Annotated in this window: 21 protein-coding genes; all 21 read left to right on the forward strand. The window is 44.6% G+C overall.

The window, feature by feature from the left end:
• Positions 1-9 precede the first annotated feature (9 nt).
• The 21 genes from recN to AB5213_RS03010 all read left to right on the forward strand — a co-directional run bounded on the left by recN (position 10) and on the right by AB5213_RS03010 (position 25,406).
• Complete coding sequence (recN, locus tag AB5213_RS02910) at positions 10-1,686, forward strand: DNA repair protein RecN (protein ID WP_177999779.1); 1,677 nt, start codon at positions 10-12, stop codon at positions 1,684-1,686.
• A gap of 80 nt (positions 1,687-1,766) precedes the next feature.
• Positions 1,767-2,837 carry a SpoIVB peptidase gene (gene spoIVB, locus AB5213_RS02915; RefSeq protein WP_195479247.1) on the forward strand — a complete coding sequence of 357 codons (1,071 nt, stop codon included), beginning with the start codon at positions 1,767-1,769 and terminating at the stop codon, positions 2,835-2,837.
• Between the two features lie 117 nt (positions 2,838-2,954).
• On the forward strand, positions 2,955-3,740 hold the full coding sequence (gene spo0A, locus AB5213_RS02920; protein WP_022220247.1) for a sporulation transcription factor Spo0A: 786 nt from the start codon (positions 2,955-2,957) through the stop codon (positions 3,738-3,740).
• A gap of 66 nt (positions 3,741-3,806) precedes the next feature.
• Positions 3,807-5,243, forward strand: coding sequence for a glycogen synthase GlgA (gene glgA, locus AB5213_RS02925; protein WP_055247077.1), 1,437 nt, complete (start codon positions 3,807-3,809; stop codon positions 5,241-5,243).
• 73 nt (positions 5,244-5,316) lie between these two features.
• Positions 5,317-6,183, forward strand: a complete 867-nt coding sequence (metF, locus tag AB5213_RS02930; protein ID WP_008369248.1) for a methylenetetrahydrofolate reductase [NAD(P)H] — start codon at positions 5,317-5,319, stop codon at positions 6,181-6,183.
• 15 nt (positions 6,184-6,198) lie between these two features.
• Positions 6,199-6,846, forward strand: a complete 648-nt coding sequence (locus tag AB5213_RS02935) for a vitamin B12 dependent-methionine synthase activation domain-containing protein (protein ID WP_195479249.1) — start codon at positions 6,199-6,201, stop codon at positions 6,844-6,846.
• A gap of 12 nt (positions 6,847-6,858) precedes the next feature.
• The gene (locus tag AB5213_RS02940) at positions 6,859-9,282 is read left to right on the forward strand and encodes a homocysteine S-methyltransferase family protein (RefSeq protein ID WP_368276289.1); all 2,424 of its coding nucleotides are present in this window, start codon (positions 6,859-6,861) and stop codon (positions 9,280-9,282) included.
• 137 nt (positions 9,283-9,419) lie between these two features.
• Positions 9,420-9,551 (forward strand): vanadium nitrogenase, encoded by a 132-nt coding sequence (locus tag AB5213_RS02945; protein WP_195249974.1) that lies wholly within the window; start codon positions 9,420-9,422, stop codon positions 9,549-9,551.
• Between the two features lie 118 nt (positions 9,552-9,669).
• Positions 9,670-12,309, forward strand: a complete 2,640-nt coding sequence (alaS, locus tag AB5213_RS02950) for an alanine--tRNA ligase (RefSeq protein WP_368276290.1) — start codon at positions 9,670-9,672, stop codon at positions 12,307-12,309.
• A 158-nt stretch (positions 12,310-12,467) separates the two neighbouring features.
• Positions 12,468-12,644 (forward strand): 30S ribosomal protein S21, encoded by a 177-nt coding sequence (gene rpsU / locus AB5213_RS02955; RefSeq protein WP_004054229.1) that lies wholly within the window; start codon positions 12,468-12,470, stop codon positions 12,642-12,644.
• 64 nt (positions 12,645-12,708) lie between these two features.
• Entirely contained in the window at positions 12,709-13,323 is a 615-nt protein-coding gene (locus tag AB5213_RS02960; RefSeq protein ID WP_055247085.1) for a putative ABC transporter permease, read from the forward strand.
• A gap of 220 nt (positions 13,324-13,543) precedes the next feature.
• The gene (locus AB5213_RS02965; protein WP_368276291.1) at positions 13,544-14,785 is read left to right on the forward strand and encodes an aspartate aminotransferase family protein; all 1,242 of its coding nucleotides are present in this window, start codon (positions 13,544-13,546) and stop codon (positions 14,783-14,785) included.
• A 98-nt stretch (positions 14,786-14,883) separates the two neighbouring features.
• Positions 14,884-15,168, forward strand: a complete 285-nt coding sequence (locus AB5213_RS02970) for a hypothetical protein (protein ID WP_022219906.1) — start codon at positions 14,884-14,886, stop codon at positions 15,166-15,168.
• Positions 15,169-15,239: 71 nt separating this feature from the next.
• On the forward strand, positions 15,240-16,496 hold the full coding sequence (locus AB5213_RS02975; protein WP_368276329.1) for a D-alanyl-D-alanine carboxypeptidase family protein: 1,257 nt from the start codon (positions 15,240-15,242) through the stop codon (positions 16,494-16,496).
• 15 nt (positions 16,497-16,511) lie between these two features.
• Positions 16,512-17,405 (forward strand): metallophosphoesterase, encoded by an 894-nt coding sequence (locus AB5213_RS02980; RefSeq protein WP_368276292.1) that lies wholly within the window; start codon positions 16,512-16,514, stop codon positions 17,403-17,405.
• A gap of 32 nt (positions 17,406-17,437) precedes the next feature.
• The gene (locus tag AB5213_RS02985; protein WP_368276293.1) at positions 17,438-18,205 is read left to right on the forward strand and encodes a ScpA family protein; all 768 of its coding nucleotides are present in this window, start codon (positions 17,438-17,440) and stop codon (positions 18,203-18,205) included.
• A gap of 6 nt (positions 18,206-18,211) precedes the next feature.
• Complete coding sequence (gene scpB / locus AB5213_RS02990; RefSeq protein WP_055155895.1) at positions 18,212-18,781, forward strand: SMC-Scp complex subunit ScpB; 570 nt, start codon at positions 18,212-18,214, stop codon at positions 18,779-18,781.
• Positions 18,782-18,857: 76 nt separating this feature from the next.
• On the forward strand, positions 18,858-20,258 hold the full coding sequence (locus AB5213_RS02995) for a D-alanyl-D-alanine carboxypeptidase family protein (protein ID WP_368276294.1): 1,401 nt from the start codon (positions 18,858-18,860) through the stop codon (positions 20,256-20,258).
• Positions 20,259-20,497: 239 nt separating this feature from the next.
• A complete protein-coding gene (locus AB5213_RS03000; protein ID WP_008369222.1) occupies positions 20,498-22,486 on the forward strand; it encodes a 2-isopropylmalate synthase in 1,989 nt (662 codons plus the stop codon).
• 285 nt (positions 22,487-22,771) lie between these two features.
• On the forward strand, positions 22,772-24,259 hold the full coding sequence (locus tag AB5213_RS03005) for a peptide MFS transporter (protein WP_368276295.1): 1,488 nt from the start codon (positions 22,772-22,774) through the stop codon (positions 24,257-24,259).
• Positions 24,260-24,302: 43 nt separating this feature from the next.
• A complete protein-coding gene (locus AB5213_RS03010; RefSeq protein ID WP_368276296.1) occupies positions 24,303-25,406 on the forward strand; it encodes a hypothetical protein in 1,104 nt (367 codons plus the stop codon).
• Positions 25,407-25,408: the final 2 nt, after the last annotated feature.

The following is a 25,408-nucleotide window of genomic DNA, read 5'->3' on the forward strand; positions in this document are numbered from 1 at the left end:
GGAGAAGGAATGTTACAAAATTTGCATGTAAAAAATCTGGCGCTGATCGATGAGGCGGAAGTGGATTTCTCTGGTGGACTCAATATCCTGACCGGGGAAACCGGTGCCGGAAAATCAATTATCCTGGGGAGTGTCAGTCTTGCCCTGGGCGGAAGATATTCAGCAGATATGCTTCGTAAGGGAGCCGATAAGGGACTTGTAGAACTGACCTTTTATGTGGAAAATCCGGAAACGGTACGGAAGCTGGAAGAGATGGATCTTTCGCCGGACGGAGGGCAGATCATTATCACCAGACGGTTTAACGGAAACCGAAGTGTGAGCCGGATCAATGGAGAGACTGTGACACTGGGGCGGCTAAAGGAAGCAGCCCAGGTTCTGATCGATATTCACGGACAGCATGAGCATCAGTCACTGTTATATAAAAAAAATCATCTGGCAATTCTGGATGCATTTGCAAAAGAAGCCGGAGAATGGAAGAAAAAAGTGGCGGATTCATACAGGGAATACCGCCGGCTGGAAAAAGAACTTAAGGAAGCCGATAAAGACGAGGCTGAGAGAGCCAAAGAGATTTCTTTTCTTGAATTTGAGATTGATGAGATTGAAAATGCAGGAATCACTGCGGCAGAATGCCAGTCGGTAGAAGAAGATTACCGGCGGATGATGCAGGGGAAAAGAATCGCAGAGAATCTGGAAGAGGCGTATCTGTATACAGCAGGAGAAGGCGGTATAAGTGCGGCAGAAGCGATCGGACGGGCAGTACGTGCGGCAGCTGTGGCGGCAGAACATGATGACAAATCGGGAGAACTGTATGAACAGCTGGTCGAAGTGGAGAATCTGATCGGGGATTCCGGGCGCGAGCTTCGCTGTTATCTGGACAGTCTTTCCTTTGAACCGGAACAGTTCTATGAGACGGAGAGCCGGCTGAACCAGATCAATCATCTGAAGGTCAAATACGGAGATTCGGCAGAGGCAATCCTGCAGCATAAGGCGGATGACGAGGAGCGCCTCCTGATTTTAAAAAATTATGATGAATATTTAAATGAATTAAAGGGAAAACTGAAAAAATCAGAGGAACGTCTGCAAAAAGAATGCGAGGGTCTGTCGAAGATCCGTAAAAAAGAGGCAAAGCTTTTGCAGGCAAAGATCGCAGAAGGACTTCAGGATCTGAATTTCCTGGATGTCTGCTTTGAAATTCGGTTTTCAAAAACCTCCGGGTACACAGTAGAAGGAACGGATGAGGTGGAATTTATGATCTCCATGAATCCGGGTGAACCGACAAGACCGCTTGCAACTGTGGCATCCGGCGGTGAACTTTCCCGCATCATGCTTGCAATCAAGGCAGTCATGGCGGATAAAGATGAGATCGAGACACTGATCTTTGATGAAATCGATGTGGGGATCAGCGGTCGTACCGCACAGAAGGTTTCCGAGAAGATGTGCCTGATCGGCAGGAAACATCAGGTGATCTGCATTACGCATCTGGCACAGATTGCTGCAATGGCAGATACTCATTACCTGATTGAAAAACGGGTGGAAGATCAGATGACAAAGACCAAGATCCGGCAGCTTGACAGGGAAGAATCTGTGCAGGAGCTGGGAAGGATCCTTGGAGGCGCAAAGATTACGGATGCGGTGCTGGAAAACGCTCGGGAGATGAAAATTCTGGCATCGGGTTTGAAAAAATAAGATTGAGCACATACTAGAGGCAGGAGAAAAAATCCTGCCTTATTTTTTGCGGAATTTTAGGGAGGAAAAAGGGGTGTGTAATGTCGGTTAGAAGTTATCGGAAAATGTTAAGTGTGTTATTAGCGGTAATTGTGGTTATAGGAGGCGGCTATTGCTACAGGGAATGGCGGGCCAAGAAAGCGGAGAGGGAGGCTTCGGTCAGTGAACTTTCGGGAAACCTTCTGATTCCGGGAGGGATGCCGGTTGGGATCTATATGGAGACGGATGGCGTGATGGTGCTGGGGACGCAGGAAATTAAGGGAAAAGATGGGATCGGTGTGAATCCGGCGAAGCATCTGGTGAAGGAGGGAGATTATATTGTCGGAGTTGATTCTGACAGTATTTATAATAAATCTGAGCTTATCGAACGGGTTAAAAAATTATCGAATAAGTCCGTCATCTTACACATTCGTCGAAAAAAAGTGTATATTGATGTACAACTTCATCCGACAAAAGATGAAGGCGGGGCATATAAACTTGGAATCTGGGTGCGTGATAACGCGCAGGGACTCGGCACAATCACTTTTCTGAATGCGGATAGTGAATACGGTGCGTTGGGACATGGAATACATGATGTAGATACCGGCAAACTGATCGAAATGTCAACGGGAAGATTATATGATACCAGCATTCAGAATATTAAAAAAGGTGAGAACGGAAATCCCGGAGGGATGGAAGGGATCATTGTCTACAATCATTACAATATTTTAGGTTCGATTACTACAAACACAGAGACAGGGATTTATGGGAAATTAGACAGGATTGAGAGAATATTTGACAGCAAAGAAGCTTATCCGGCTGTGGCAAAGGAAGAAATTCAGGTTGGAAAGGCGTATATCCGCTGTGCAGTAAGCGGAAAGACAGAAGATTATACAGTCAGAATCACAAAAGTTGACCTGGATGCCAGGGAGGTGAACAAGGGGATTGAAATTCAGGTTACTGACAAACGGTTACTTAAACTGACCGGTGGGATTGTGCAGGGAATGAGTGGAAGCCCCATCATGCAGAATGGAAAGATTATAGGTGCAGTGACACATGTTTTCGTACAGGATGCGACAAAAGGATACGGAATATTTATCGAAAACATGCTGGAAAATCTGAAAAAAGATTGAAATATGCGAACCTTGTCAGATTTCTGCGACACCATTTGCTTGTATTCGCAGAATACAGAAGGTTATAATAGGTTACATTCCAGTGCAAATTGTCACTTTAAGGAGGGGAAAGGCTTTATGGAAAAACTGAATGTAGCGATTGCTGACGATAACGAAAGAATGTTGAATTTACTAGGAGAAATTGTAGAAAGTGATAAAGATCTCAAACTGGTGGGAAAAGCCAGGAACGGAGAAGATATTTATCACATTATAAGAGATAAACAGCCTGACGTTGTACTTCTTGACCTGATTATGCCGAAAATGGATGGAATCAGTGTGATGGAAATGATAGGCGCAGATAAAACAGTAAAGAAACAGCCGAATTTTATTATTGTAACTGCGATTGGACAGGAGAGGATCACGGAAGATGCCTTCGAAAAAGGAGCAGCCTACTACATCCTGAAACCATTTCGCAATGAAACAATCCTTCAGCGGATCAAAAGCTCCGGACATGCGGAAAAGAGTGTAGCGCCTTACACAGATTATACCGTATATGCGGAACCTTCTGAGGAGGACCTGGAAACACAGGTGACAGAACTGCTCCATGAAATCGGAATCCCGGCACATATAAAAGGGTATCATTATTTGAGGGATTCCATTCTAATGGCGGTTGACGATATGGAAGTTTTAAATGCGATCACAAAGATCCTGTATCCGACAGTCGCGAAAAAGAACCAGACCACATCGAGCCGTGTTGAACGGGCGATCCGCCATGCGATCGAGGTTGCATGGAGCAGGGGAAAGCTGGATACCTTAGAAGCTCTTTTCGGTTACACAGTAAGTAACGGGAAAGGAAAACCGACCAATTCTGAATTTATTGCTCTGGTCGCAGACACGATCAGACTGAAATCAAAGCGCAGATAATTCTTTTCAAACGAGTGAAATTGCGGTATAATTATAAATAAGCCGTGAGAGTAAGGAGGGTGTTAAATGAAAAAAGTATTATTTGTGTCATCTGAATCAGTTCCGTTTATCAAAACAGGAGGATTAGCCGATGTAGTGGGATCACTACCAAAATATTTTGATAAGAACAAATACGATGTACGTGTTATGCTTCCAAAGTATATGTGCATGAAAGACGAATGGAAAGATAAACTTTCTTACAGACTTCATTTCTATATGGATCTGAACTGGAGACAGCAGTATGTAGGGCTTCTTGAACTTCAATACGAAGGAATCACTTTTTATTTCATAGACAATGAATATTATTTTAATGGTTCGAAGCCATATGGTGATATTGCATACGATATTGAGAAGTTTGCATTCTTTTCAAAAGCAGCCTTAAGTGCACTGCCACTTCTGGATTTCAGACCGGATATCATTCACTGTCATGACTGGCAGACCGGGCTTGTTCCGATTTATCTGGATAATTTCCGCTATAACAATGAGTTTTTCCGTGGAATCAAGACTGTGATCACTATACATAACCTCAAATTCCAGGGTATCTGGGATAAGAAGACGGTTATGGATATCACCGGACTTCCGGCATACTATTTCTCACCGGATAAGCTGGAAGCATATGACAATGCCAACTATCTGAAAGGCGGAATTGTCTACGCTGACCGTGTGACAACGGTAAGCAGCAGTTACGCGGAAGAGATCAAGACACCGTTTTACGGGGAGAAGCTGGAAGGACTGATGCAGGCAAGAGCAAACTGCCTGTCAGGAATTGTCAATGGTATTGATTATGATGATTTTAATCCGGCAACAGATACCAACATTGCAAGAACTTACTCTGTCGAAAACTTCCGCAAGGAGAAAGTGAAAAATAAAATGGCGCTGCAGGAAGAACTCGGACTGGAGAGAGATCCGCACCGTATGATGATCGGTATCGTATCCAGACTGACCGACCAGAAGGGCTTTGACCTGATCGACTGTGTGATGGATGAACTTTGCCAGGATGCGGTTCAGATCGTCGTACTCGGTACCGGAGATGAGAGATACGAGAACATGTTCCGTCATTTCGCATGGAAGTATCCGGATAAGGTATCTGCACAGATCTATTATTCAGAGCCGATGTCTCACAAGATCTATGCATCCTGTGATGCATTCCTGATGCCGTCATTATTTGAACCATGTGGACTGAGCCAGCTGATGAGTCTGAGATATGGTACGGTGCCGATCGTAAGAGAGACAGGCGGACTCAAAGATACTGTAGAAGCTTACAACGAATACGAGAAGACCGGAACCGGATTCAGCTTCACCAATTACAATGCGCATGAGATGCTTGCAACTGTAAGATATGCAGAACAGATTTACTATGACAAGAAGCGTGACTGGAACAAGATCGTAGAGCGTGGTATGGAAAAAGACTTCTCATGGAAGAATTCAGCCAAGCTTTACGAAGAACTTTACGAAAATATGTAAAATGCATTCTGGTAATTTACCGGAAAATATGGTATCATGAAATGAAAAAATTTACAGAGGAGAAACATTCATTATGAGGATTATAGACAAAATTAAAGCAGACGGAGTACATATTTCCTTTGAAGTGTTTCCACCGAAGACGGATGCGGGCTTTGAATCCGTGTTAAAAGCAACGGATGGGATCGCAGAACTTACCCCGTCATTTATTAGTGTTACCTATGGAGCCGGTGGTGGAACCAGTAAGAATACGGTTAAGATTGCAAGTCATATCAAGAATGACCTGAAGATTCCGGCACTTGCACATCTGACCTGTGTATCCTCAACCAAGGAAGAGGTACATAAGGTTATCGGACAGCTTCAGAAAGAAGGGATTGAGAATATCCTTGCACTCAGAGGAGATATCCCGCAGGATGGACAGTTTCCGCTTCCGGGACAGTATTCTCATGCCTGTGAACTGATCGAAGACATCAAAAAAATGGGAGACTTCTGCATCGGAGCTGCATGCTATCCGGAAGGACATGTAGAGATGGAACACAAGAAAGATGATATCCGTTATCTCAAAGAAAAGGTAGATTGTGGAGTGGATTTTATTACCACACAGATGTTTTTCAATAATGATATTTTCTATAATTTCCTGTATCGTATCCGTGAACAGGGAATCATGATACCGGTGCTTCCGGGAATCATGCCGATCACAACGAAAAAGCAGCTCGCAAGAAGCTGTGCCCTTTCAGGAACTGCTGTTCCGCAGAGATTCCGTGCGATCGTAGATTATTTTGGAGATGATCCGGCAGCGATGAAGCAGGCGGGAATTGCATATGCGACCGACCAGATCATTGACCTGATCGCAAATGGAGTCCGCAATATCCACGTATATTCGATGAATAAACCGGAAGTAGCTGCTGCAATCATGCAGAACCTTTCAGAAATCGTAAAATAAAGGAACATAAGAAAGATGACAGATGCCAGAACGAAAGAAGCAATTCGTTATCTGGGATATGGAAGACATGCGGTAGATGAACAGACGCTTGCGCTGATCGATGTTTCCTTCGGGGAGCTCGATCAGACTACGCAGGCAAAATCCGTCTATCGCATTTTTGACTGTAAAGTTACAGGAGAAGACCAGGTGACGATCGGAAAAATGAATATTAAAAGCAGAAGTCTCGGAAAGAATCTCAGAGGTTGCAAAGGGGCAGTTGTATTTGGCGCAACACTCGGTACCAGTGTCGATATACTGATGAAACGTTATTCACTGACAGATATGGCGAAATCTGTCGTATTGCAGGCATGCGCAGCTGCATATCTGGAGGAGTACTGTGACGATCTGCAGCTTTCGATCGGAGAAGAGTTAAAAGCACAGAATGAATGGCTCAGACCGAGATTCAGTCCGGGATACGGTGATTTTGATATCCATCATCAGGACGATATCTTACGGATGCTGGATACGGCAAAGAAGATCGGACTTACCATGACAGACAGCTATATGCTCACACCGACAAAATCGGTGACTGCAATCATTGGGATCAGTGATACGCAGGAAAAATGCCACATCAAAGGCTGCGAAGCGTGTGAGAAGAAGGACTGCATTTACAGAAGAAATTAAGGAGCGTAGGGTATGAATATCAGAGAACGTTTGGGAAAAGAACTTTTATTTTTAGATGGAGGAATGGGAACTCTTCTGCAGGCAGAAGGACTTGCACCGGGAGAACTTCCGGAGACCTGGAACATCGAACATCCGGAAAAGGTGGAAGCGATTCACCGCAGATATTACGAAGCAGGAAGTGATGTGGTTCTTGCAAATACCTTTGGCGCTAATGTCTGCAAATTTCATGATGACAGATATACGGTTGAAGAAGTGATCCGTGCAGGGATTGCAAATGCAAAAAGAGCAGGGAAACAGATTGGAAAAGAGACTTATGTGGCACTGGATATGGGACCGACCGGAAAGCTATTAAAACCAATGGGAGATCTGGATTTTGATGATGCTTATGAAGCATTTGCAGAAGCCGTCCGCTATGGAGAAAAGTACGGTGCAGACCTGATCCATATCGAGACCATGAGTGACACCTATGAAGTAAAGGCAGCCATTCTTGCAGCAAAAGAAAATTCTTCTCTTCCGGTATTTGTAACCATGATCTTTGATGAAAGAGGAAAGCTTCTGACAGGTGGGGATGTCCCTTCTGTTGTGGCAATGCTGGAAGGACTCCGCGTAGATGCACTGGGGCTGAACTGTGGACTTGGGCCGAAACAGATGCTTCCAATCCTGAACGATTTAAGAAGATATACCTCCCTTCCGATCATTGTGAAGCCAAATGCCGGACTTCCGAAGCAGAAGAACGGGGAAACGTATTACGATGTAGAGCCGGATGAGTTTGCCCGGATCATGCAGGAGGTTGTAAAAGGAGGAGCCTGTGTGATCGGCGGATGCTGCGGAACGACACCGGAGCATATTAAAAAGCTGGTAGAAGAATGCAAAGATCTTCCGCTGCGCAAGATCGAGAAAAAGCATGATACGATCGTATCTTCTTATGGACAGGCTGTGATCCTGGATGATATGCCGCGTATCATCGGAGAAAGAATCAACCCGACCGGAAAGAAAAAATTCAAAGAAGCACTGAAAAATGAAGATATGGACTACATTCTGAAAGAAGCGATCACGCAGCAGGATAAGGGCGCGCACATTCTGGATGTCAATGTAGGACTTCCGGATATTGACGAAGTTGCCATGATGGAAAAAGTTGTAAAAGAACTGCAGAGCGTGACCAGTCTTCCACTTCAGATTGACACGGTAGATGGAAAGGCTATGGAACGTGCAATGCGTATCTACAATGGAAAGCCGATGATCAACTCTGTAAACGGAAAGCAGGTTTCTATGGACGAAGTTTTTCCTCTGATCCGGAAATATGGCGGTGTGGTTGTCGGACTGACCATTGATGAAGAGGGGATTCCGAAGGATGCAGAAGGTCGTGTGCGTGTTGCAGGTAAGATCATCAACGAAGCAGCCAAATACGGAATCGACAAGAAAGATATCGTGATTGATGTGCTGACCATGACCATCAGTTCGGAAAAGGACGGGGCAAAGGTTACCCTGGAAGCATTGAAGAGAGTACGGGAAGAATTCGGGGTCAGAACCGTTCTTGGAGTATCGAATATTTCTTTTGGACTTCCAAGGCGTCCGATCGTCAACAGCTATTTTTATGCGATGGCAATGCAGAACGGACTGACGGCAGGAATCATCAATCCATCCTCAGAAGATATGATGAAAGCTTATCGTTCTTATAATGCACTGATGGGCTTTGATGAAAATTGTACGAATTATATCAGTACTTATGCGGGAACCACAGAGACGGTGACAGTCCAGGCATCGCAGGCAGCTGCAGCAGCCGGAAATGCACCAAAAGCTGCAGGTGTTGAGATGACACTCAAATATGCGATCGAGAGAGGGCTGAAAGAAGAGACGCATCATATCACCCGTGACCTGATCGGTACGAGGGAACCGCTGGATATCATCCAGGAGGAACTGATCCCGGCACTCAATGTAGTCGGTGAAGGTTTTGAAAAGGGAACCGTCTTCCTTCCGCAGCTTCTGATGAGTGCGGATGCTGCGAAGATTGCCTTTGCGGTTATCAAGGATGTGCTTGCTTCATCCGGACAGGAAGAAGAAAAGAAGGAGAAGATCATCCTTGCTACCGTAAAAGGTGATATCCATGATATCGGAAAGAATATAGTGAAAGTTCTTCTTGAAAATTATGGTTTTGATGTGATCGATCTCGGAAAGGATGTGCCGCCGGAGGCAATCGTAGAAAAAGCAGTTGAGGAGAATGTCACTTTGGTAGGCTTAAGTGCGCTGATGACCACAACTGTAGTCAGCATGGAAGAGACGATCAAACTCTTAAGAGAGAAAAAACCGGACTGCAAAGTCATGGTAGGCGGGGCTGTTCTGAACCAGGATTACGCGGATATGATCGGGGCAGATTTCTATGGAAAAGATGCCATGCAGTCCGTACACTATGCGCAGAAATTTTTTGGCATGGTGTAGTAGGAACTGCAAGGCAGATACAAAAGGTCGAAATTGTATGTGAAAATGCTAAAAAAGTTTGGAAAATTTTTTTGTATATGCTATAATATGCATAAATCAAGGAGAAAAGAAAATGATAGCATGGGAGGCATGACAAGATGGCATTTTTTTCAACACTGATCTCTACGGTATTGAAGATGCTCTTTATCGGAGTGTTTGCAGTCGGAGGGGTTTTTGCAGGCAAGAAGCTTCGTGAAAGAAAAGACGCAAAGAATTCAGAGACTAAGTAGAATGGAAAAAAGAAGGAATCGCAGAAAATGCGGTTCCTTTTTAAATTCCATTATATTGACAAGCCATCAAAATCTCTTTATAATTAGAATTTAGCTGATAGAAGCGAGGAGGATAAAGATGAAAGCTTACGGAGTTAACGAACTTAGACGCATGTTTCTTGACTTTTTTGAGAGCAAAGGTCATTTAAAAATGAAAAGCTTTTCGCTGGTGCCGCACAATGATAACAGCCTTCTGCTGATCAACTCAGGAATGGCACCGCTGAAACCATATTTTACAGGACAGGAGATCCCGCCGAGACGCCGTGTGACAACCTGTCAGAAATGTATCCGTACAGGAGATATCGAGAACGTAGGAAAGACTGCACGTCACGGTACTTTCTTTGAAATGCTTGGTAACTTCTCATTCGGTGATTACTTTAAGACAGAAGCGATCCACTGGTCATGGGAATTCCTGACAGAAGTGGTTGGACTGGATCCGGATCGTCTGTACCCGTCCGTATATGAAGACGATGATGAGGCATGGAAGATCTGGAACGAAGAGATTGGTATTGCACCGGAGAGGATTTTCCGTTTCGGAAAAGAAGACAACTTCTGGGAGCATGGATCAGGTCCGTGCGGTCCGTGTTCAGAGATTTACTATGACCGTGGAGAAAAATACGGATGCGGTAAACCGGGATGTACAGTAGGCTGCGAATGTGACCGTTATATGGAGATCTGGAACAACGTATTTTCACAGTTCGACAATGATGGACATGGAAACTACAGCGAACTGAAGCAGAAGAATATTGATACCGGTATGGGACTTGAGAGACTTGCATGTATCGTACAGGATGTAGACTCTATGTTCGATATTGATACTTTAAAAGCACTGCGTGACCAGGTATGTGAGATCGCAGGAGTATCTTATGGAGATAATGAAAGCACAGACGTATCTCTGCGTGTAATCACAGACCATGTGCGTTCTGTATCTTTCATGATCTCTGATGGTATTATGCCGTCTAATGAAGGAAGAGGATATGTTCTTCGCCGTCTTCTCCGCCGTGCATGCCGTCACGGAAGACTTCTGAACATTGCACCGGGATTCCTTACAGATCTTGCTGCAACTGTGATCGAAGGCTCTAAAGACGGATATCCGGAGCTGGAAGAAAAGAAAGACTTTATCATGAATGTCATCCGCAAGGAAGAAGAGCAGTTTGAGAAGACCATCGACCAGGGGCTTGTCATTCTGAATGAGATGAAAGAAAAGATGGCAGAAGAAGGAACAAAGACTCTGTCCGGAGAAGATGCGTTCAAATTATATGATACCTATGGATTCCCGATCGATCTTACCAAAGAGATCCTGGAAGAAGAAGGTATAGATATTGATGAAGAGGGATTTAAAGCCGCAATGGAAGTTCAGCGCCAGACTGCAAGAAAAGCACGTAAGGCAACGAACTACATGGGAGCAGATGCAACCGTATACGAATCCATCGATCCGTCTGTAACTTCTAAGTTTGTCGGATACGAGCATCTGGAATATGAATCGAAGATTACGGTACTTACCACAGAAGATGAGATCGTAGACGCTCTTTCTGACGGTGAGAGAGGAACCATCTTTGTAGATGAGACTCCGTTCTACGCAACAAGCGGTGGACAGGAAGCCGACCACGGTGTGATCAAATGTGGTGACGGTGAATTTGTTGTGGAAGATGTGAAGAAGATGCTTGGTGGCAAGATCGGTCATATCGGTTATATGGCAAAGGGTATGATGAAGGTTGGAGATCAGGTTACTCTGACCGTTGATTCGCAGAGACGTGTGCTTTGTGCAAGAAACCACAGTGCGACCCATCTGCTTCAGAAAGCACTCCGTACCGTACTTGGTACACATGTAGAACAGTCCGGATCTTATGTAGACGACAAGAGACTTCGTTTCGATTTCTCTCATTTCTCGGCAATGACACCGGAAGAACTGCAGAAAGTAGAAGATATGGTAAATGAAAGCATTTCCAGATCTCTGCCGGTTGTCATTAAGAACATGCCGATCGAAGAAGCAAGAAAGACCGGAGCACAGGCTCTGTTCGGTGAGAAATACGGCGACATCGTCCGTGTTGTAAATATGGGAGATTACTCTATTGAGTTCTGCGGTGGTACACATGTTGCCAATACAAGCGAGATCGGAGCATTCAAGATCCTGTCTGAAAGTGGTGTGGCAGCAGGGGTACGCCGTATCGAAGCACTTACATCCAAAGGACTGATGGATTATTATGGAGAACTGGAACAGTTGCTTCATGAAGCAGCCAAGCTCCTGAAAGCAACTCCGGATACTGTGTCTGAGAAGATTGCACACCTTCAGGCTGAGAACAAAGAACTTCACAGTGAAGTAGAAAGCCTGAAGAGCAAGCTCGCAAAAGATGCCATGGGTGATGTGATGGATCAGGTAGAAGAAGTAGCCGGCGTAAAAGTGATTGCTGTCAGCGTAGAAGATATGGACATGAACGGACTGCGTGACCTTGGAGACCAGCTCAAGGAGAAGATCGGAGAAGGCGTGGCCGTGATCGCATCCAGCGCGAACGGCAAGGTAAGCCTGATGGCTACAGCAACAGATGAAGCAATGAAGAAGGGTGCTCACGCAGGCAACCTGATCAAGGCAATCGCTTCCTGTGTAGGTGGTGGCGGCGGTGGACGTCCGAACATGGCACAGGCTGGCGGAAAGAACCCGGCTGGAATCCCGGATGCCCTTGCAAAAGTCAAAGAGGTACTGGCAGAACAGATAAAATAATGCCGGAAAATGACAGATTTATGCATATTTTTCCTATTTTTCAAAAAATTCTTGACTGAGATGAAAAATATGATATAATCTAATGTAGTGCAATAAATATACCCGAACAGTCGTATGATGCACAATACCAGGCTGGAGGGGAGGTTAGGTGTGAGACTATGTCAAATGTAATCGTTAAAGAAAACGAAACGTTAGATAGTGCTTTACGCAGATTCAAAAGAAACTGTGCCAAAGCAGGAATTCAGCAGGAGATTCGCAAAAGAGAACATTACGAAAAACCAAGCGTTAGACGTAAAAAGAAATCTGAAGCTGCTAGAAAACGTAAATATAACTAATATGTGCAGAACAATAATGGAGGGTTTATGATTCATAAACCCTCCATTTTTACAGGAAAATTTTATGTGGTGGAATAGGATAATATTTGGAATAGATGGATATGAGGTTGTGATGTGGTTTCTGACTTACAGCATGATGGGATGGCTGGTGGAATCCATCTATATGTCATTTTGTAATCATAAGATTACGAACAGGGGATTTGCAAAAGGTCCGTTTTGCCCGATCTACGGGTTTGGTGCTCTTACGGTGTTTTTTGTATTACGTCCGTATAGCGACAATAGTATACTGCTGTTTTTCCTGGGATCGTTTCTTGCAACGACGTTGGAATTTCTGACGGCACTTGTGATGAAGCGCATTTTCGGTGAGATCTGGTGGGATTACCATGAGAAGCCATTTAACTACAGGGGGATCATCTGTCTGGAGAGTTCGATCGCATGGGGATTCTATACGTTGTTCCTTTTTATGTTCCTGCAGAACATAGTTGCAGCGTTTGTTGCCATGATACCGGTTCGTGCAGGGCGTGTAATTGGCAATCTGATCCTGATTGGATACATTATGGATTTTTCCGCGACAATTTATCGCCAGAAGAAAGAAAATCTTCAGGAAAGCATGGATGAGGAACAAATACAGCAGATTGAACAAGCAAAAGACAAAATGAAAGATAAATTTTTGACATAATTGTTGTTGACAAAACTATAGACTGTGGTCTATACTGTGTCTTGTAAACGACAAGAACGTCATGTACAGTTAGTACATGGCGTCTTTTTGTTTGGCGGTAAATTCCGAAGGGATTTCTTGCTAAACAAAAGGCACATTCTTTTACACATTTTTATTCGAAGTCCGGAACGAATAGCATGAAGTAGTATATGATCAAAAGAAGGAAAGCGAGGAGATTCTTATGAAACTCAAAGACACAGGACTCACAGCAGAAGAATTAAAGGACATTGTAAAAAAATATATGGTAGAAACCTATGCAAGATATGATTTTATCGCAGAACGTGCAGAAGGTATGTATCTCTACGATGAAAAAGGGGTAGCTTACCTCGACTTTTATGGTGGAGTTGCCGTAAATACACCAGGTAACAGAAATCCGAAGGTTGTCGCAGCAGTAAAAGACCAGCTTGATGACATCATGCATACATTCAATTACCCATACACAATTCCACAGGCACTTCTCGCAAAGAAGATCTGTGACACGATCGGAATGGATAAGATTTTCTTCCAGAACTCAGGAACAGAAGCCAACGAATGTATGATCAAGATGGCAAGAAAATACGGCGTTGAAAAATATGGTCCGGAACATTACCATATCGTAACAGCAATCAATGGTTTCCACGGAAGAACATACGGAGCACTTTCCGCAACAGGACAGCCGGATAACGCATGCCAGCTTGGATTCAAACCGATGCTTCCGGGATTCTCCTACGCAGAATATAACAACCTTGAAGATTTCAAGTCAAAAGTAACAGATAACACGATCGCGATCATGATCGAGCCGGTACAGGGCGAAGGTGGTGTACATCCGGCAACACAGGAATTTATCGAAGGACTTCGTAAACTCTGTGATGAAAGAGGTATGCTTCTCCTTCTCGATGAAGTACAGACCGGATGGGGACGTACAGGATCTCCAATGGCATTCATGGGATATGGTGTAAAACCTGACTGTGTAACGATGGCAAAAGCTATGGGAGGCGGAATGCCGATCGGTGCATGCTGCGCAAGTGAAGAAGTAGCTGCAGTATTTACATCAGGAACACATGGCTCTACATACGGTGGACATCCACTTGCATGTGCCGCATCTCTTGCTTCCATTTCTGAAATCCTCGACAGAGATTTAAGTGGAAATGCAAAAGTAATGGGTGAATACATGAAAGAAAAACTTGCAGATCTTCCACATGTAAAAGAAGCAAGAGGAAAAGGACTTCTGGTAGGATGCGAATACGATATTCCGATCGCTCTTGAAGTAAAATGGGCATGCTTCAGAAGAAGACTTCTGATCACAGCGATCGGCGACAGCGTAAACCGTATGATCCCGCCACTGATCCTTGCAAAAGAACACGTAGATCAGGCAATCGAGATCATGAGAGATGCAATCAACGAAGCTGCTGCAAAATATGAGGCAGATCAGAAGACTGCATAGTATAGACATTCCTCCGACTTATTGATATAATTGTATAAAAAATAGAGTACCGGCACAGAAATTCCCCAGTTTCTGTGCCGGTTTTTGAGGTGAAAAATATGTTAGAAAGAATGCAGCTTTTTCCGCTGAATTTTTATAAAAAAGCGAAATTTAACGGAAGTATGGGAAAAATGAACTATCGCCTGGCGAAAGAAGAAAAAAAGACCGATGAGGAAAATTCAGAAACGATTCTTGTCGGAAGTATCTGGGAAGGACCGTTTATTTATGATAAGATTCCACAGGAAAAGATCACAAAGAGAGAATTCCCATTTGCAGAAGAAGGAATCTGTCAGGCAATGGACTGGTTCAATGAGGAAGGCGAAAAAATGAACCGGGAAGTGTAAAGAAAGGTTCTATTTTCCTGTTAGAAGGCTTATTTATATAGTATCGATGGATGGAAAAAAGGAGTCTTATGATGCGCAAATTTCTGGCAGGTCTGCTTGGCATGGTTCTGTGCGTGCAGACCGTATATGAGATCCCGGTCCGGGCGGCAGATGTTTTCGAGCCGGGAGAAAGACCGAAAGCTATGCAGGATGTGATCCGGCAGGAGGATCCGGAGCAGACGAACAGAGACAATTCGGGCAATCTGACCGGTTTGGAACTATCTGCTGAGTCCGCAGTTATTATGGAAGCTTCCGGAGGTCAGGTTCTCTTAGAAAAAAATGCGGATGAGAAAAAGCCCCCGGCGAGTGTGACAAAGGTTATGACGCTGCTTCTGATCTTTGATGCACTGGCAGACGGAACGATCACGCCGGATACCGAAGTCACAACTTCTGAGTACGCTGCATCGATGGGCGGATCCCAGGTATTTCTGGAAGCTGGTGAGAAGCAGACTGTGGATACAATGATCAAGTGCATTGCTGTGGCAAGTGCCAATGATGCCTGCGTGGCGATGGCAGAAAAGATTGCCGGGAGTGAACCGGCTTTTGTGGAAAAGATGAATCAGAGATCGGCAGGACTAGGAATGACGAATACCCATTTTGTCAACTGTAATGGACTGGACACGGAAGGGCATCTGACGACAGCGAGAGACATTGCACTGATGTCACGGGAACTGATCACGAAGTATCCACAGATCGAGGACTACTCAACGATCTGGATGGAAAATATTACCCACACTACGGCAAAGGGCAGCAGTGAATTCGGACTGAGTAATACCAACAAACTGATCCGGCAGTATGAATACGCAACCGGACTGAAGACCGGATCCACAAGCGGTGCGAAGTTCTGCCTGTCTGCAACGGCAAGAAAAGACGGGGTCAATATGATTGCGGTTGTGATGGCAGAGCCGGATTCTAAGACACGGATAAAGGATGCCATTGCCATGTTAAACTATGGCTTTGGGAAATGCAGTATTTACCAGGATGAAAAGGCACTGGAAAAAATTGTGTATGCCGAAGTGAAACATGGAATGCAGGAGAAGGCAAAGGGAGAGACGCTGGAGGGTTTCCGGTATGTGGATACTAGTGGATCAGATCTGTCTGCCGTGGAAAAAGAGGTACAGATACAGAAACAGACTGCCCCGGTAAAAAAAGGCGACCAGATCGGAGAAGTCATTTACCGGCTGAATGAGAAAACCATCGGAAGCGTTCCGGTTTATGCGACAGAAGGTGTCGGGGAGTTGACATTTGGGGGCGCATTCCTTAAAATTCTGGAAGAAATGATGGTATAACGAAAGAGGGAAGAGATGAAGACAACAGGGATTATCGTATTGATACTGGTGATTTTTGCAGCAGCAGTTCTTGCAGAAGTATGGCGGGAGCTGCACTGCTTCAAGATTACAAGATACCGGATCAGAACCAGTAAAATAAAGGGAGATGCCGGAAAAGTACGGATTGCTTTCTTAAGTGATCTGCATAATCATGTCTATGGAAAAGAGAATGAGGAGCTGCTTTTGGCGATCAGGGAAGCAAAGCCGGATCTGATTCTGGCAGGCGGCGATATGCTGGTCGGGAAAGCCGGAAGAGACTGGACACCGGCAGCGGATTTGATGAAAAAACTTCCACAGATCGCACCGGTTTGGTGCTGTAATGGCAATCATGAGCAGAGAATGCATGAGCAGCCGGAGATTTACGGCAAAGAATATGGATATTATGAGAATGAACTGAAAAAGGCAGGGATTCATGTCCTGGTGAATGGATCAGAAGAGATCCCGGTAAACGGGATGAAGCTGCGCTTATATGGGATGGAGCTTCCATTTGGATGCTATAAAAAAGGATGGAAGGTGTGTCCGCTTACGACTGGCGAGATGGAAGAACGGATTGGCAGTGCAGAGACGGACGCATACTGCATTTTAATGGCACATCATCCGCTTTACGCAGAAACCTACTGGAAGTGGGGAGCAGACCTGGTGCTGTCCGGACATTTACATGGCGGGATTGCCAGACTTCCACTGCTTGGCGGTGTGATCAGTCCGCAGTTCTGTCTGTTTCCACGCTACAGCGGGGATTGTTATGAAAAAGACGGGAAATATATTGTGGTCAGCAAAGGGCTCGGAACCCACACGATCAATTTCCGCTTCTGGAATCCGGCAGAGTTAGTCGTACTTGATATCATCCCGGCTTTCCTGTATAATAAATAAGGTTATCGACAATTTGACTGGAAAGGATATCTATGGGAAAAGGAATACCGGTAAAGCTGCAGGTTTTTGAGGGACCTCTGGATCTGCTCTTACATTTGATCGATAAAAATAAAATAGACATCTACGATATTCCGATCGTAGAGATCACCAACCAGTATATGGAATATATCCAGGCGATGGACAGAGCAGACCTGAATGTCATGAGTGAGTTTCTGGTCATGGCGGCGACACTTCTGGACATCAAATGCAAGATGCTTCTTCCAAAGGAAGTCAATGAAGAGGGCGAGGAAGAAGATCCGCGTCAGGAACTGGTAGAGCAGCTTTTGCAGTACAAGATGTACAAATACATGTCTTATGAACTGCGTGACCGCCAGGTGGACGGAGAAAAGCTGTTCTATAAGGGAGCGACTATTCCGGATGAAGTAAAGAAATACGAAGAACCGGTAGATCTGGATACGCTTCTTGACGGGCTGACCCTGACGAAGCTGAATGATATTTTTCAGGATCTCCTGAAAAGACAGGCAGATAAGACGGATCCGATCCGAAGTAAGTTCGGCAAGATCGAGAAAGAAGAGGTTACGCTTCCGGAGAAACTGGAATATGTTTATGAGTATGCAAAGGTACATCACAGATTCAGTTTCCGGGATCTCCTGAAAAAGCAGGCATCCAAGGTACAGATCATTGTCACCTTCCTGGCGGTGCTGGAGCTGATGAAGACAGGAGAGATACAGGTATATCAAGAACATACGTTTGATGATATCATCATTACATCGGACGAGGGACTGCGGCAAGGAGTATAGAAGAAAATGAGAACAAAACAGTTGGAGAGTATCATAGAGGCAATCCTGTTCACTATGGGAGATTCGGTCGAGGTGAGTAAGATCGCATCCGCGATCGAGCAGGATGTGCCGACGACGGAGAAACTTATCCATAATATGATGGACAAGTATCAGAAAGAGGAGCGTGGCATCCGGATCATCGAACTGGATCATGCATATCAGCTCTGTAGCAAACCGGAGATGTATGAGTATCTGATCCGGATCGCAAAGCAGCCGAAAAAGTATGTTCTGACAGATGTCATGCTGGAGACGCTTTCAATCATTGCTTACCGTCAGCCGATCACCAAGCTGGAGATTGAGAAGATTCGCGGAGTCAAATCGGATCATGCGGTAAACAAGCTGATCGAGTACAATCTGGTCTGCGAGCTTGGGCGCCTTGATGCACCGGGACGTCCGCTGCTTTTTGGAACAACCGAAGAATTTCTGCGCAGATTCAGTGTGCAGTCTTTAGATGATCTCCCGGGCATTGAACCGGAGAAGCTGGAGACATTCAAAGAAGAAGCGGAAGATGAGGCACAGATCCGGCTGAATATTTAAAATGGAATCCATAGTATAAACGCCTGTCCCTGTTCATAAAATGGAACAGAAAAGAGCAGGAGGGAGACCGGGGCGCATGAAAAAGAAAGAAAAGAAGAGGAATGGAATACCGGCACGGACCAGAAGAGGGATTCTGGCAGCGTGCATGGTATTCTTTTTTAGTTTGCAGATTTTTCAAGGAAAGATGCTATGGAGAGAATCCACAGGAGAAAGTCCGGGTAAGGCCTTATCCGGGAAAGTGCCTGCGGAAGAAAATGAACGGACACAGATAATGGAGACTACGCAGCAAAAGGAACCGGTCTCGGATGCGCAGACTGCACAGGAAAAAGAAACCTGTGAGCAGGAAAGGGAGCAGCTTCTTACCCAGCTCTATGCCCGTTCCGCTGCGCTGGTGGATGCGGACAGCGGCAGGGTTCTGCTCGGAAAAGAAGAGCATGTAATGCGCCCGATGGCAAGTACAACGAAGATCATGACCTGCATTCTTGCGCTGGAAAAGGGAAATCCGAAGGACCTGGTGACAGCCTCTGCAAATGCGGTCGCACAGCCGAAGGTTCATCTGGGAATGCACGAAGGGGAAGCGTTTTATCTGGGGGATCTTCTATATTCCCTGATGCTGGAATCCCATAATGATTCTGCAGTGGCGATCGCGGAACACCTTGCAGGATCCGTTCCGCAATTTGCCGGGTGGATGAATGAAAAGGCGGAAGAGATCGGATGCACTGAGGCACATTTTGTTACGCCAAACGGATTGGATGGAGAGGACGTGGGCGGTGTACACAGCATTTCAGCTGCAGATCTGGCAAAAATCATGAGCTACTGTGTCCTGCGTTCTCCCAAAGCTGCAGAATTTCTTGCGATCACGCAAATGCCGGTATACAGCTTTTCTGATGCTGAGGGAAAGGGGAATTTTAGCTGCAGCAACCACAATGCATTTCTTCAGATGATGGATGGCGCGATTTCCGGGAAAACAGGGTTTACCGGGGATGCCGGATACTGCTATGTAGGGGCTTTACAGAGTGAGGGCCGCACATTTGTAGTGGCACTGCTTGCCTGTGGCTGGCCAAATAACAAGAATTATAAATGGACAGATACCAGAAAACTGATGGAGTACGGAATGGCACACTATCGTTATGCTGAGGTGTGGAAAATACCGGAGCTTTCGAAAATACCCGTGGAAAACGGTATTTCCCAAAATGGTTTGTTTGGAAAAGCAGCAGTGGAAGTGGAAATCAAAGGAAAAGAAAGTCCGGGTAAGATTCTGGTCGGAGATGATGATGTGGCAGAAGAAAAGACAGAAGTACCGGAAAAACTGGATGCGCCGGTGAAAAGCGGAACACCGGTCGGACAGATCACGTATCTCTTAAATGGGGAGAAATGGGAGAGCTGCCAGGCTGTTGTAAAAGAAACAGTCAGACGGAGAACATTTACCTGGATAGCCATGAAAATGTGTGAAATGTTTTACCAATTTAATTTTTAAAACACGAGAAGAATAAAATAGATCAAGAAAATTGCTTAAATTCATCAATGGACTTTCGCGATAAGATATGTTAGCATTAGCTAGACAACAAAATAAGACAAGAAAGTTGACGGATATTTGTGAAAAGTCAGGAATTAGGAAAATTGTGTGATTTTTATGAAAAATTTCTTGTTTTTTCATATGAACAGAAGAAAAAGCAGATGCCGCCCTTTCCAATTAAATAAAAGGAGAGAAACAAAATGGAAAATTGTAAAAAATACGAGAGACAATATTTTATGCCTCCGAAATTTGAATATGATTGGGTGAAAAAAGATTATGTAGACGCACCGCCAATCTGGTGCAGCGTTGACCTGCGTGATGGAAACCAGGCACTGATCGAGCCGATGAGTCTGGATGAAAAGCTGGAATTCTTCCAGTTATTGGTTGATGTGGGATTCAAAGAGATCGAAGTCGGATTCCCGGCAGCATCTGAGACAGAGTACCAGTTCATGCGTACCCTGATCGAGAAAGACATGATCCCGGATGACGTGACTGTCCAGGTACTGACACAGGCAAGAGAGCACATCATCAAACGTACCTTCGAAGCCGTACAGGGAGCACCACATGCTGTGATCCACGTGTACAACTCAACCTCTGTTGCACAGAGAGAACAGGTTTTCAAAAAAGACAAAGAACAGGTAAAACAAATCGCCATCGACGGAGCAAAGCTGTTAAAACAGCTTGCTGATCAGACAGAAGGAAACTTTACTTTCGAGTACAGTCCGGAAAGCTTTTCAGGAACAGAGGTGGACTATGCAGTGGATGTCTGCAATGCAGTACTGGATGTATGGCAGCCGACAAAAGATAAAAAAGTAATCATCAACATTCCGACAACCGTAGAAAACGCAATGCCGCATGTATTTGCAGGACAGGTAGAATATGTAGATAAGAATCTGAAATACCGTGATGGCGTGGTACTCAGCCTTCACCCACACAACGACCGTGGATGCGGCGTGGCAACTGCTGAAATGGGTATTCTTGCAGGTGCAGACCGTATCGAAGGAACCTTATTTGGAAATGGAGAACGTACCGGTAACGTGGATATCGTGACACTGGCACTCAATATGTTCTCGCAGGGTGTAGATCCGGGACTGGATTTCACTGACATTCCAAAGATCCGTGAAATCTACGAACGCCTGACCAGAATGCATGTCTATGAAAGACAGCCATATGCAGGAGATCTGGTATTTACCGCATTCTCCGGCTCCCATCAGGATGCCATCGCAAAAGGTATGGCATGGCGTGAAGCGGAAGAAAGAGATCACTGGACCGTACCGTATCTGCCGATCGATCCGAAGGACATCGGAAGAACTTACGATAAAGATGTTATCCGTATCAACAGCCAGTCAGGAAAAGGCGGTGTAAGCTACATTCTGAAACAGAACTTTGGCATCAGCGTTCCGAAAGAAATGCGTGAAGAAGTCGGCTACATGGTAAAAGATGTATCCGATAAAGCACACAAGGAGCTGACTCCGGACTGGGTATACCACATTTTTGAAGATCATTATGTAAATTACAAAGGAATCTTCTCTATCGATGAATGCCACTTCAAACAGGAAGATGGTATTATAGCAGATGCAACCATTTCCCATGCAAATGGAAAACGTGTGGTAACAGCAGGCGGTAACGGACGTCTCGACGCAGTCAGCAATGCGATCAAACAGTACTTTGGTATCAGCTATGAACTGAGCTTCTACGAAGAACATTCCCTGACACGAGGTTCTTCTTCCAAGGCATGTGCTTATGTAGGTGTCATCTGCAATGGAAAGACCTACTGGGGAGTCGGAATTGATGCCGATATCATCAAAGCTTCTATTGAGGCATTGACAGTTGCTGTCAATAAGATCGATGAACTGAAGAATGTGAATGAATGTAAAGATGAAAGAATGGTAGAGATCATGAACTATATCCAGGCAAATTATCTGGATGTATCTTTAGATGATCTGGCAGAAAAATTCTTCCTGTCCAAACCGTATCTTTCTAAATATATCAAAGAAAAATCCGGAATGACTTTCGGGGATATTGTCAAAAAAGTCAGAATGAAAAAGGCACGTGCCCTGTTAAAGAGCAGCAGCATGACCGTTGAAAATATTGCACTGACCGTTGGATATCAGAATGTAGAGCATTTCAACAGACTTTTCAAGAAGGCGTACAATATCACACCGGTACAGTTCCGCAACCAGAAATAAATAATACATAAAAATGACGAAAAAAGGGCGCAAAAAACGGGGAAAAGACGTTTTTTGCGTTCTTTTTTGTCAATGTTTATGAATGTGAACAAAATTTCATATTTACAGACGAAAATATTGACAAAGTGAACAAAAAAAGTAAGATACTTGTATGTTCAAAATAAAAAACAAAAGTTAAAAATTATGAAACAAGGAGGAGTGAAGACATCTGAGGATGGGGAAAAATTAACGATTGTTTTTTGTTGAATGAATTGAATACAAAAGGTTATTTTGGAGGGAAAAATAATGAACGAACATGATGAGGCGTTAAGAAAACAAACCGCCTTTTTAGGACAGCCAAAGGGTGTGGGAACCCTGAGCTTTATGCAGCTTTGTAACTCTTTTGCAAACTATGCGATGAGTGCGGTACTGATTTACTACTTATACGCAAATGCACCGGAAGGACTTGGATTCAGCAAGGCAAATGCAGCACAGCTGATCTCTTTATATTCAACAGTTGTCGTACTGACAGGTATTGTCGGAAGCTTTGTCTGCGACCGTATCTTAGGATGCCGGAAGTCTTTATTTATAGCAAGATCACTTTCATTTATTGGATATGTATGCCTTGCATTACCACTTGGCGTTCCTGGCTATGGAATCGCTATGGGATGTCTGGCAATCGGACCGATGTTCGGTGGCAGATGTCTGGATGCTCTTCTTGGAAAATTCTATGATGAATCCGATGGAAGACGTGACAGCGCTTACACGATTTCTTACGTAATTTCCAACATTGGTGCAGCAGCTCCGGTACTTTCCGGTGCAATCGCAGCAGCACTCGGATACCATGTAGCATTCGCGGCATGTGCAGTCCTTGCATTCCTGGGTATCGTTGTATATGCAGTTACATACAAACCGTTCTTCGGTAATATCGGTATTGAACCGGATGATCCGCTTCCGGATGATAAGAAACGTTCTTTCATCACAAAGATGATCATTGTACTTGTTATCTGCGCAGTTGTTCTTGCAACGCTTTTTGCAACAGGAACATTAAGTATTTCTGTATTCTCAAATGTAATCAGTACTGTATCGATCATTATCCCGATCGTATACCTGGTAGTTATTTACAAAAGTAAAAAGACAGAGCCACATGAGAAGAAGAAAATCCTCTGCCTGGTTCCGCCGTTCATCTGTAACGCAGTTACCCTGCTGATCTGGACACAGACAATTTCAATCCTTGCAATCTTCTATGAAGAAAAGGTTAACCGTGTACTGTTCGGAATTGAAGTGCCTGCAGCATCTATGCAGACAATCCCAGCAGTATTTGCAGTTATCATCGGAAGTATTCTGACAGCAGTATGGACAAAACTCGGAAAGAAACAGCCATACGGAACCACAAAGATGGGTATCGGAACAATCTTCTGGGGACTTGGCGCTTTAATCATTGCACTCCTCTATGTAATCTATCCTGGAAATGCAAAAGTCAGTGCATGGTGGATCGTATTATTCTATGCAATCCTGATGCTTGGTGAAGGATTTACCTGCCCGATCGGTTACTCAATCACGGCTGTTGCAGCACCGAAGGCATTCATGACACAGATGATGACAATCTGGTCAATGTCACAGTCTACAGGAGCTGCTCTTAACACGCTGCTCACAAACTTCTACAAAGAAGGAAGCGAAATTCCGTTCTTCGTAGCAATTGGTTTGGGTGTATGTGCAGTCGGTGCGGTTGTAGCAATCTTCAGTAAAAAGCTTGCAGTCGGAATGGGACTGGACAAGAACGCAGAAGCATAAAAGATTAGAAAATAAGTTTATGTTTCAGGAGGATGAAAAATAAATGTCAGAGAATTGTAATTATGCACTGGTCGAAAAAGTCATTCTGATCGATGACAGAAGAATTGAGATTTATTGGGGCGAACAGATGCGCCGTGCTGATAATGAAAACGATTATCTGGTAAAATACAAAGGGGAAGTACAGGAACTGGTACACTGGACCAGTGATATGACATGGGATTATGGTACGGTATACCAGAAAGAATCCATGCGTACCACACTTTCCCTGGTTCATCCGGTTGATCCGGAATGTGCAGGAGAGGTTACCGTACAGGTTGTCGGAAAGCTGACTGATGTAAAAGACAGACCGGCAGACAATGAAAAGGTCTACCAGACCGTGTATCAGCCATATTATGTAGTCCGCAAAAAAGGAACCTCCGGCATTGTAGTAAAAGCCGGAGAAAAAACAACACCGGCTGTAGTGGATAAAGCACTTGCAATTATTGATATGATGCTTGAAAAGATCCCGGAAGTAGCAGAAGAGCTCGTCCGCAGAGGCGCAGAGGTATCTGTGTTCGGACTGCTTGAGAATGCATATGATGTCCCGGAACACAGAATGGGATATCTGCTTGCAACCCGCCATGTGGCAGGTTACGGCGGTGAGATGACGAATCCGGCATCCTCTATTTCAGAGGCAAATGTAATCCGTCTCAGAACCGGAAGATATGCAACCAGTTATCCAAATGAGATGATCCTTGTGCATGAATTCGGACATGCGATCCATCTGGTTGGAATGAATGGTCTGAAAGACCAGACGCTTGCAGACATGATCCGGAAAGCATATCAGCATGCCAGCGACAATGGTTTGTGGCCGGACACTTATGCGATCAGCAATTACGAAGAGTATTTTGCAACTTTAAGTACTGTCTGGTTCAATGTCATGCAGGAAGGTGTTGACGGACGATGGGATGGTATCCGCGGACCGGTCAACACAAGAGAGGAATTGAAGGTCTATGATCCGGAAGGATATGAGCTGATGAAGCACATTTATCCGGAGAAGACACTTCCGGAACCTTGGCATTATAATGTAAACATCTATGATATTGATGGAAAACCATACAAATCATATGATGAAAATATGAAATTCAACTGGGATTTCATTCAGTAGGA

This window comes from Coprococcus sp. RTP21204st1_G4_RTP21204_210225 (genome assembly GCF_040915385.1).
Lineage (GTDB): Bacteria > Bacillota > Clostridia > Lachnospirales > Lachnospiraceae > Allocoprococcus > Allocoprococcus comes.

What these genes read in the sequence shown, in the direction of transcription:
- spoIVB (WP_195479247.1), top strand. Translation starts at nt 1,767, where the DNA reads ATGTCGGTTAGAAGTTATCGGAAAATGTTAAGTGTGTTATTAGCGGTA.
- AB5213_RS02965 (WP_368276291.1), top strand. Translation starts at nt 13,544, where the DNA reads ATGAAACTCAAAGACACAGGACTCACAGCAGAAGAATTAAAGGACATT.
- AB5213_RS02970 (WP_022219906.1), top strand. Translation starts at nt 14,884, where the DNA reads ATGTTAGAAAGAATGCAGCTTTTTCCGCTGAATTTTTATAAAAAAGCG.
- recN (WP_177999779.1), top strand. Translation starts at nt 10, where the DNA reads ATGTTACAAAATTTGCATGTAAAAAATCTGGCGCTGATCGATGAGGCG.
- glgA (WP_055247077.1), top strand. Translation starts at nt 3,807, where the DNA reads ATGAAAAAAGTATTATTTGTGTCATCTGAATCAGTTCCGTTTATCAAA.
- metF (WP_008369248.1), top strand. Translation starts at nt 5,317, where the DNA reads ATGAGGATTATAGACAAAATTAAAGCAGACGGAGTACATATTTCCTTT.
- AB5213_RS02960 (WP_055247085.1), top strand. Translation starts at nt 12,709, where the DNA reads ATGTGGTGGAATAGGATAATATTTGGAATAGATGGATATGAGGTTGTG.
- AB5213_RS02945 (WP_195249974.1), top strand. Translation starts at nt 9,420, where the DNA reads ATGGCATTTTTTTCAACACTGATCTCTACGGTATTGAAGATGCTCTTT.
- AB5213_RS02985 (WP_368276293.1), top strand. Translation starts at nt 17,438, where the DNA reads ATGGGAAAAGGAATACCGGTAAAGCTGCAGGTTTTTGAGGGACCTCTG.
- rpsU (WP_004054229.1), top strand. Translation starts at nt 12,468, where the DNA reads ATGTCAAATGTAATCGTTAAAGAAAACGAAACGTTAGATAGTGCTTTA.
- spo0A (WP_022220247.1), top strand. Translation starts at nt 2,955, where the DNA reads ATGGAAAAACTGAATGTAGCGATTGCTGACGATAACGAAAGAATGTTG.
- AB5213_RS03005 (WP_368276295.1), top strand. Translation starts at nt 22,772, where the DNA reads ATGAACGAACATGATGAGGCGTTAAGAAAACAAACCGCCTTTTTAGGA.
- AB5213_RS02935 (WP_195479249.1), top strand. Translation starts at nt 6,199, where the DNA reads ATGACAGATGCCAGAACGAAAGAAGCAATTCGTTATCTGGGATATGGA.
- AB5213_RS03010 (WP_368276296.1), top strand. Translation starts at nt 24,303, where the DNA reads ATGTCAGAGAATTGTAATTATGCACTGGTCGAAAAAGTCATTCTGATC.
- AB5213_RS02995 (WP_368276294.1), top strand. Translation starts at nt 18,858, where the DNA reads ATGAAAAAGAAAGAAAAGAAGAGGAATGGAATACCGGCACGGACCAGA.
- AB5213_RS03000 (WP_008369222.1), top strand. Translation starts at nt 20,498, where the DNA reads ATGGAAAATTGTAAAAAATACGAGAGACAATATTTTATGCCTCCGAAA.
- scpB (WP_055155895.1), top strand. Translation starts at nt 18,212, where the DNA reads ATGAGAACAAAACAGTTGGAGAGTATCATAGAGGCAATCCTGTTCACT.
- alaS (WP_368276290.1), top strand. Translation starts at nt 9,670, where the DNA reads ATGAAAGCTTACGGAGTTAACGAACTTAGACGCATGTTTCTTGACTTT.
- AB5213_RS02980 (WP_368276292.1), top strand. Translation starts at nt 16,512, where the DNA reads ATGAAGACAACAGGGATTATCGTATTGATACTGGTGATTTTTGCAGCA.
- AB5213_RS02975 (WP_368276329.1), top strand. Translation starts at nt 15,240, where the DNA reads ATGCGCAAATTTCTGGCAGGTCTGCTTGGCATGGTTCTGTGCGTGCAG.
- AB5213_RS02940 (WP_368276289.1), top strand. Translation starts at nt 6,859, where the DNA reads ATGAATATCAGAGAACGTTTGGGAAAAGAACTTTTATTTTTAGATGGA.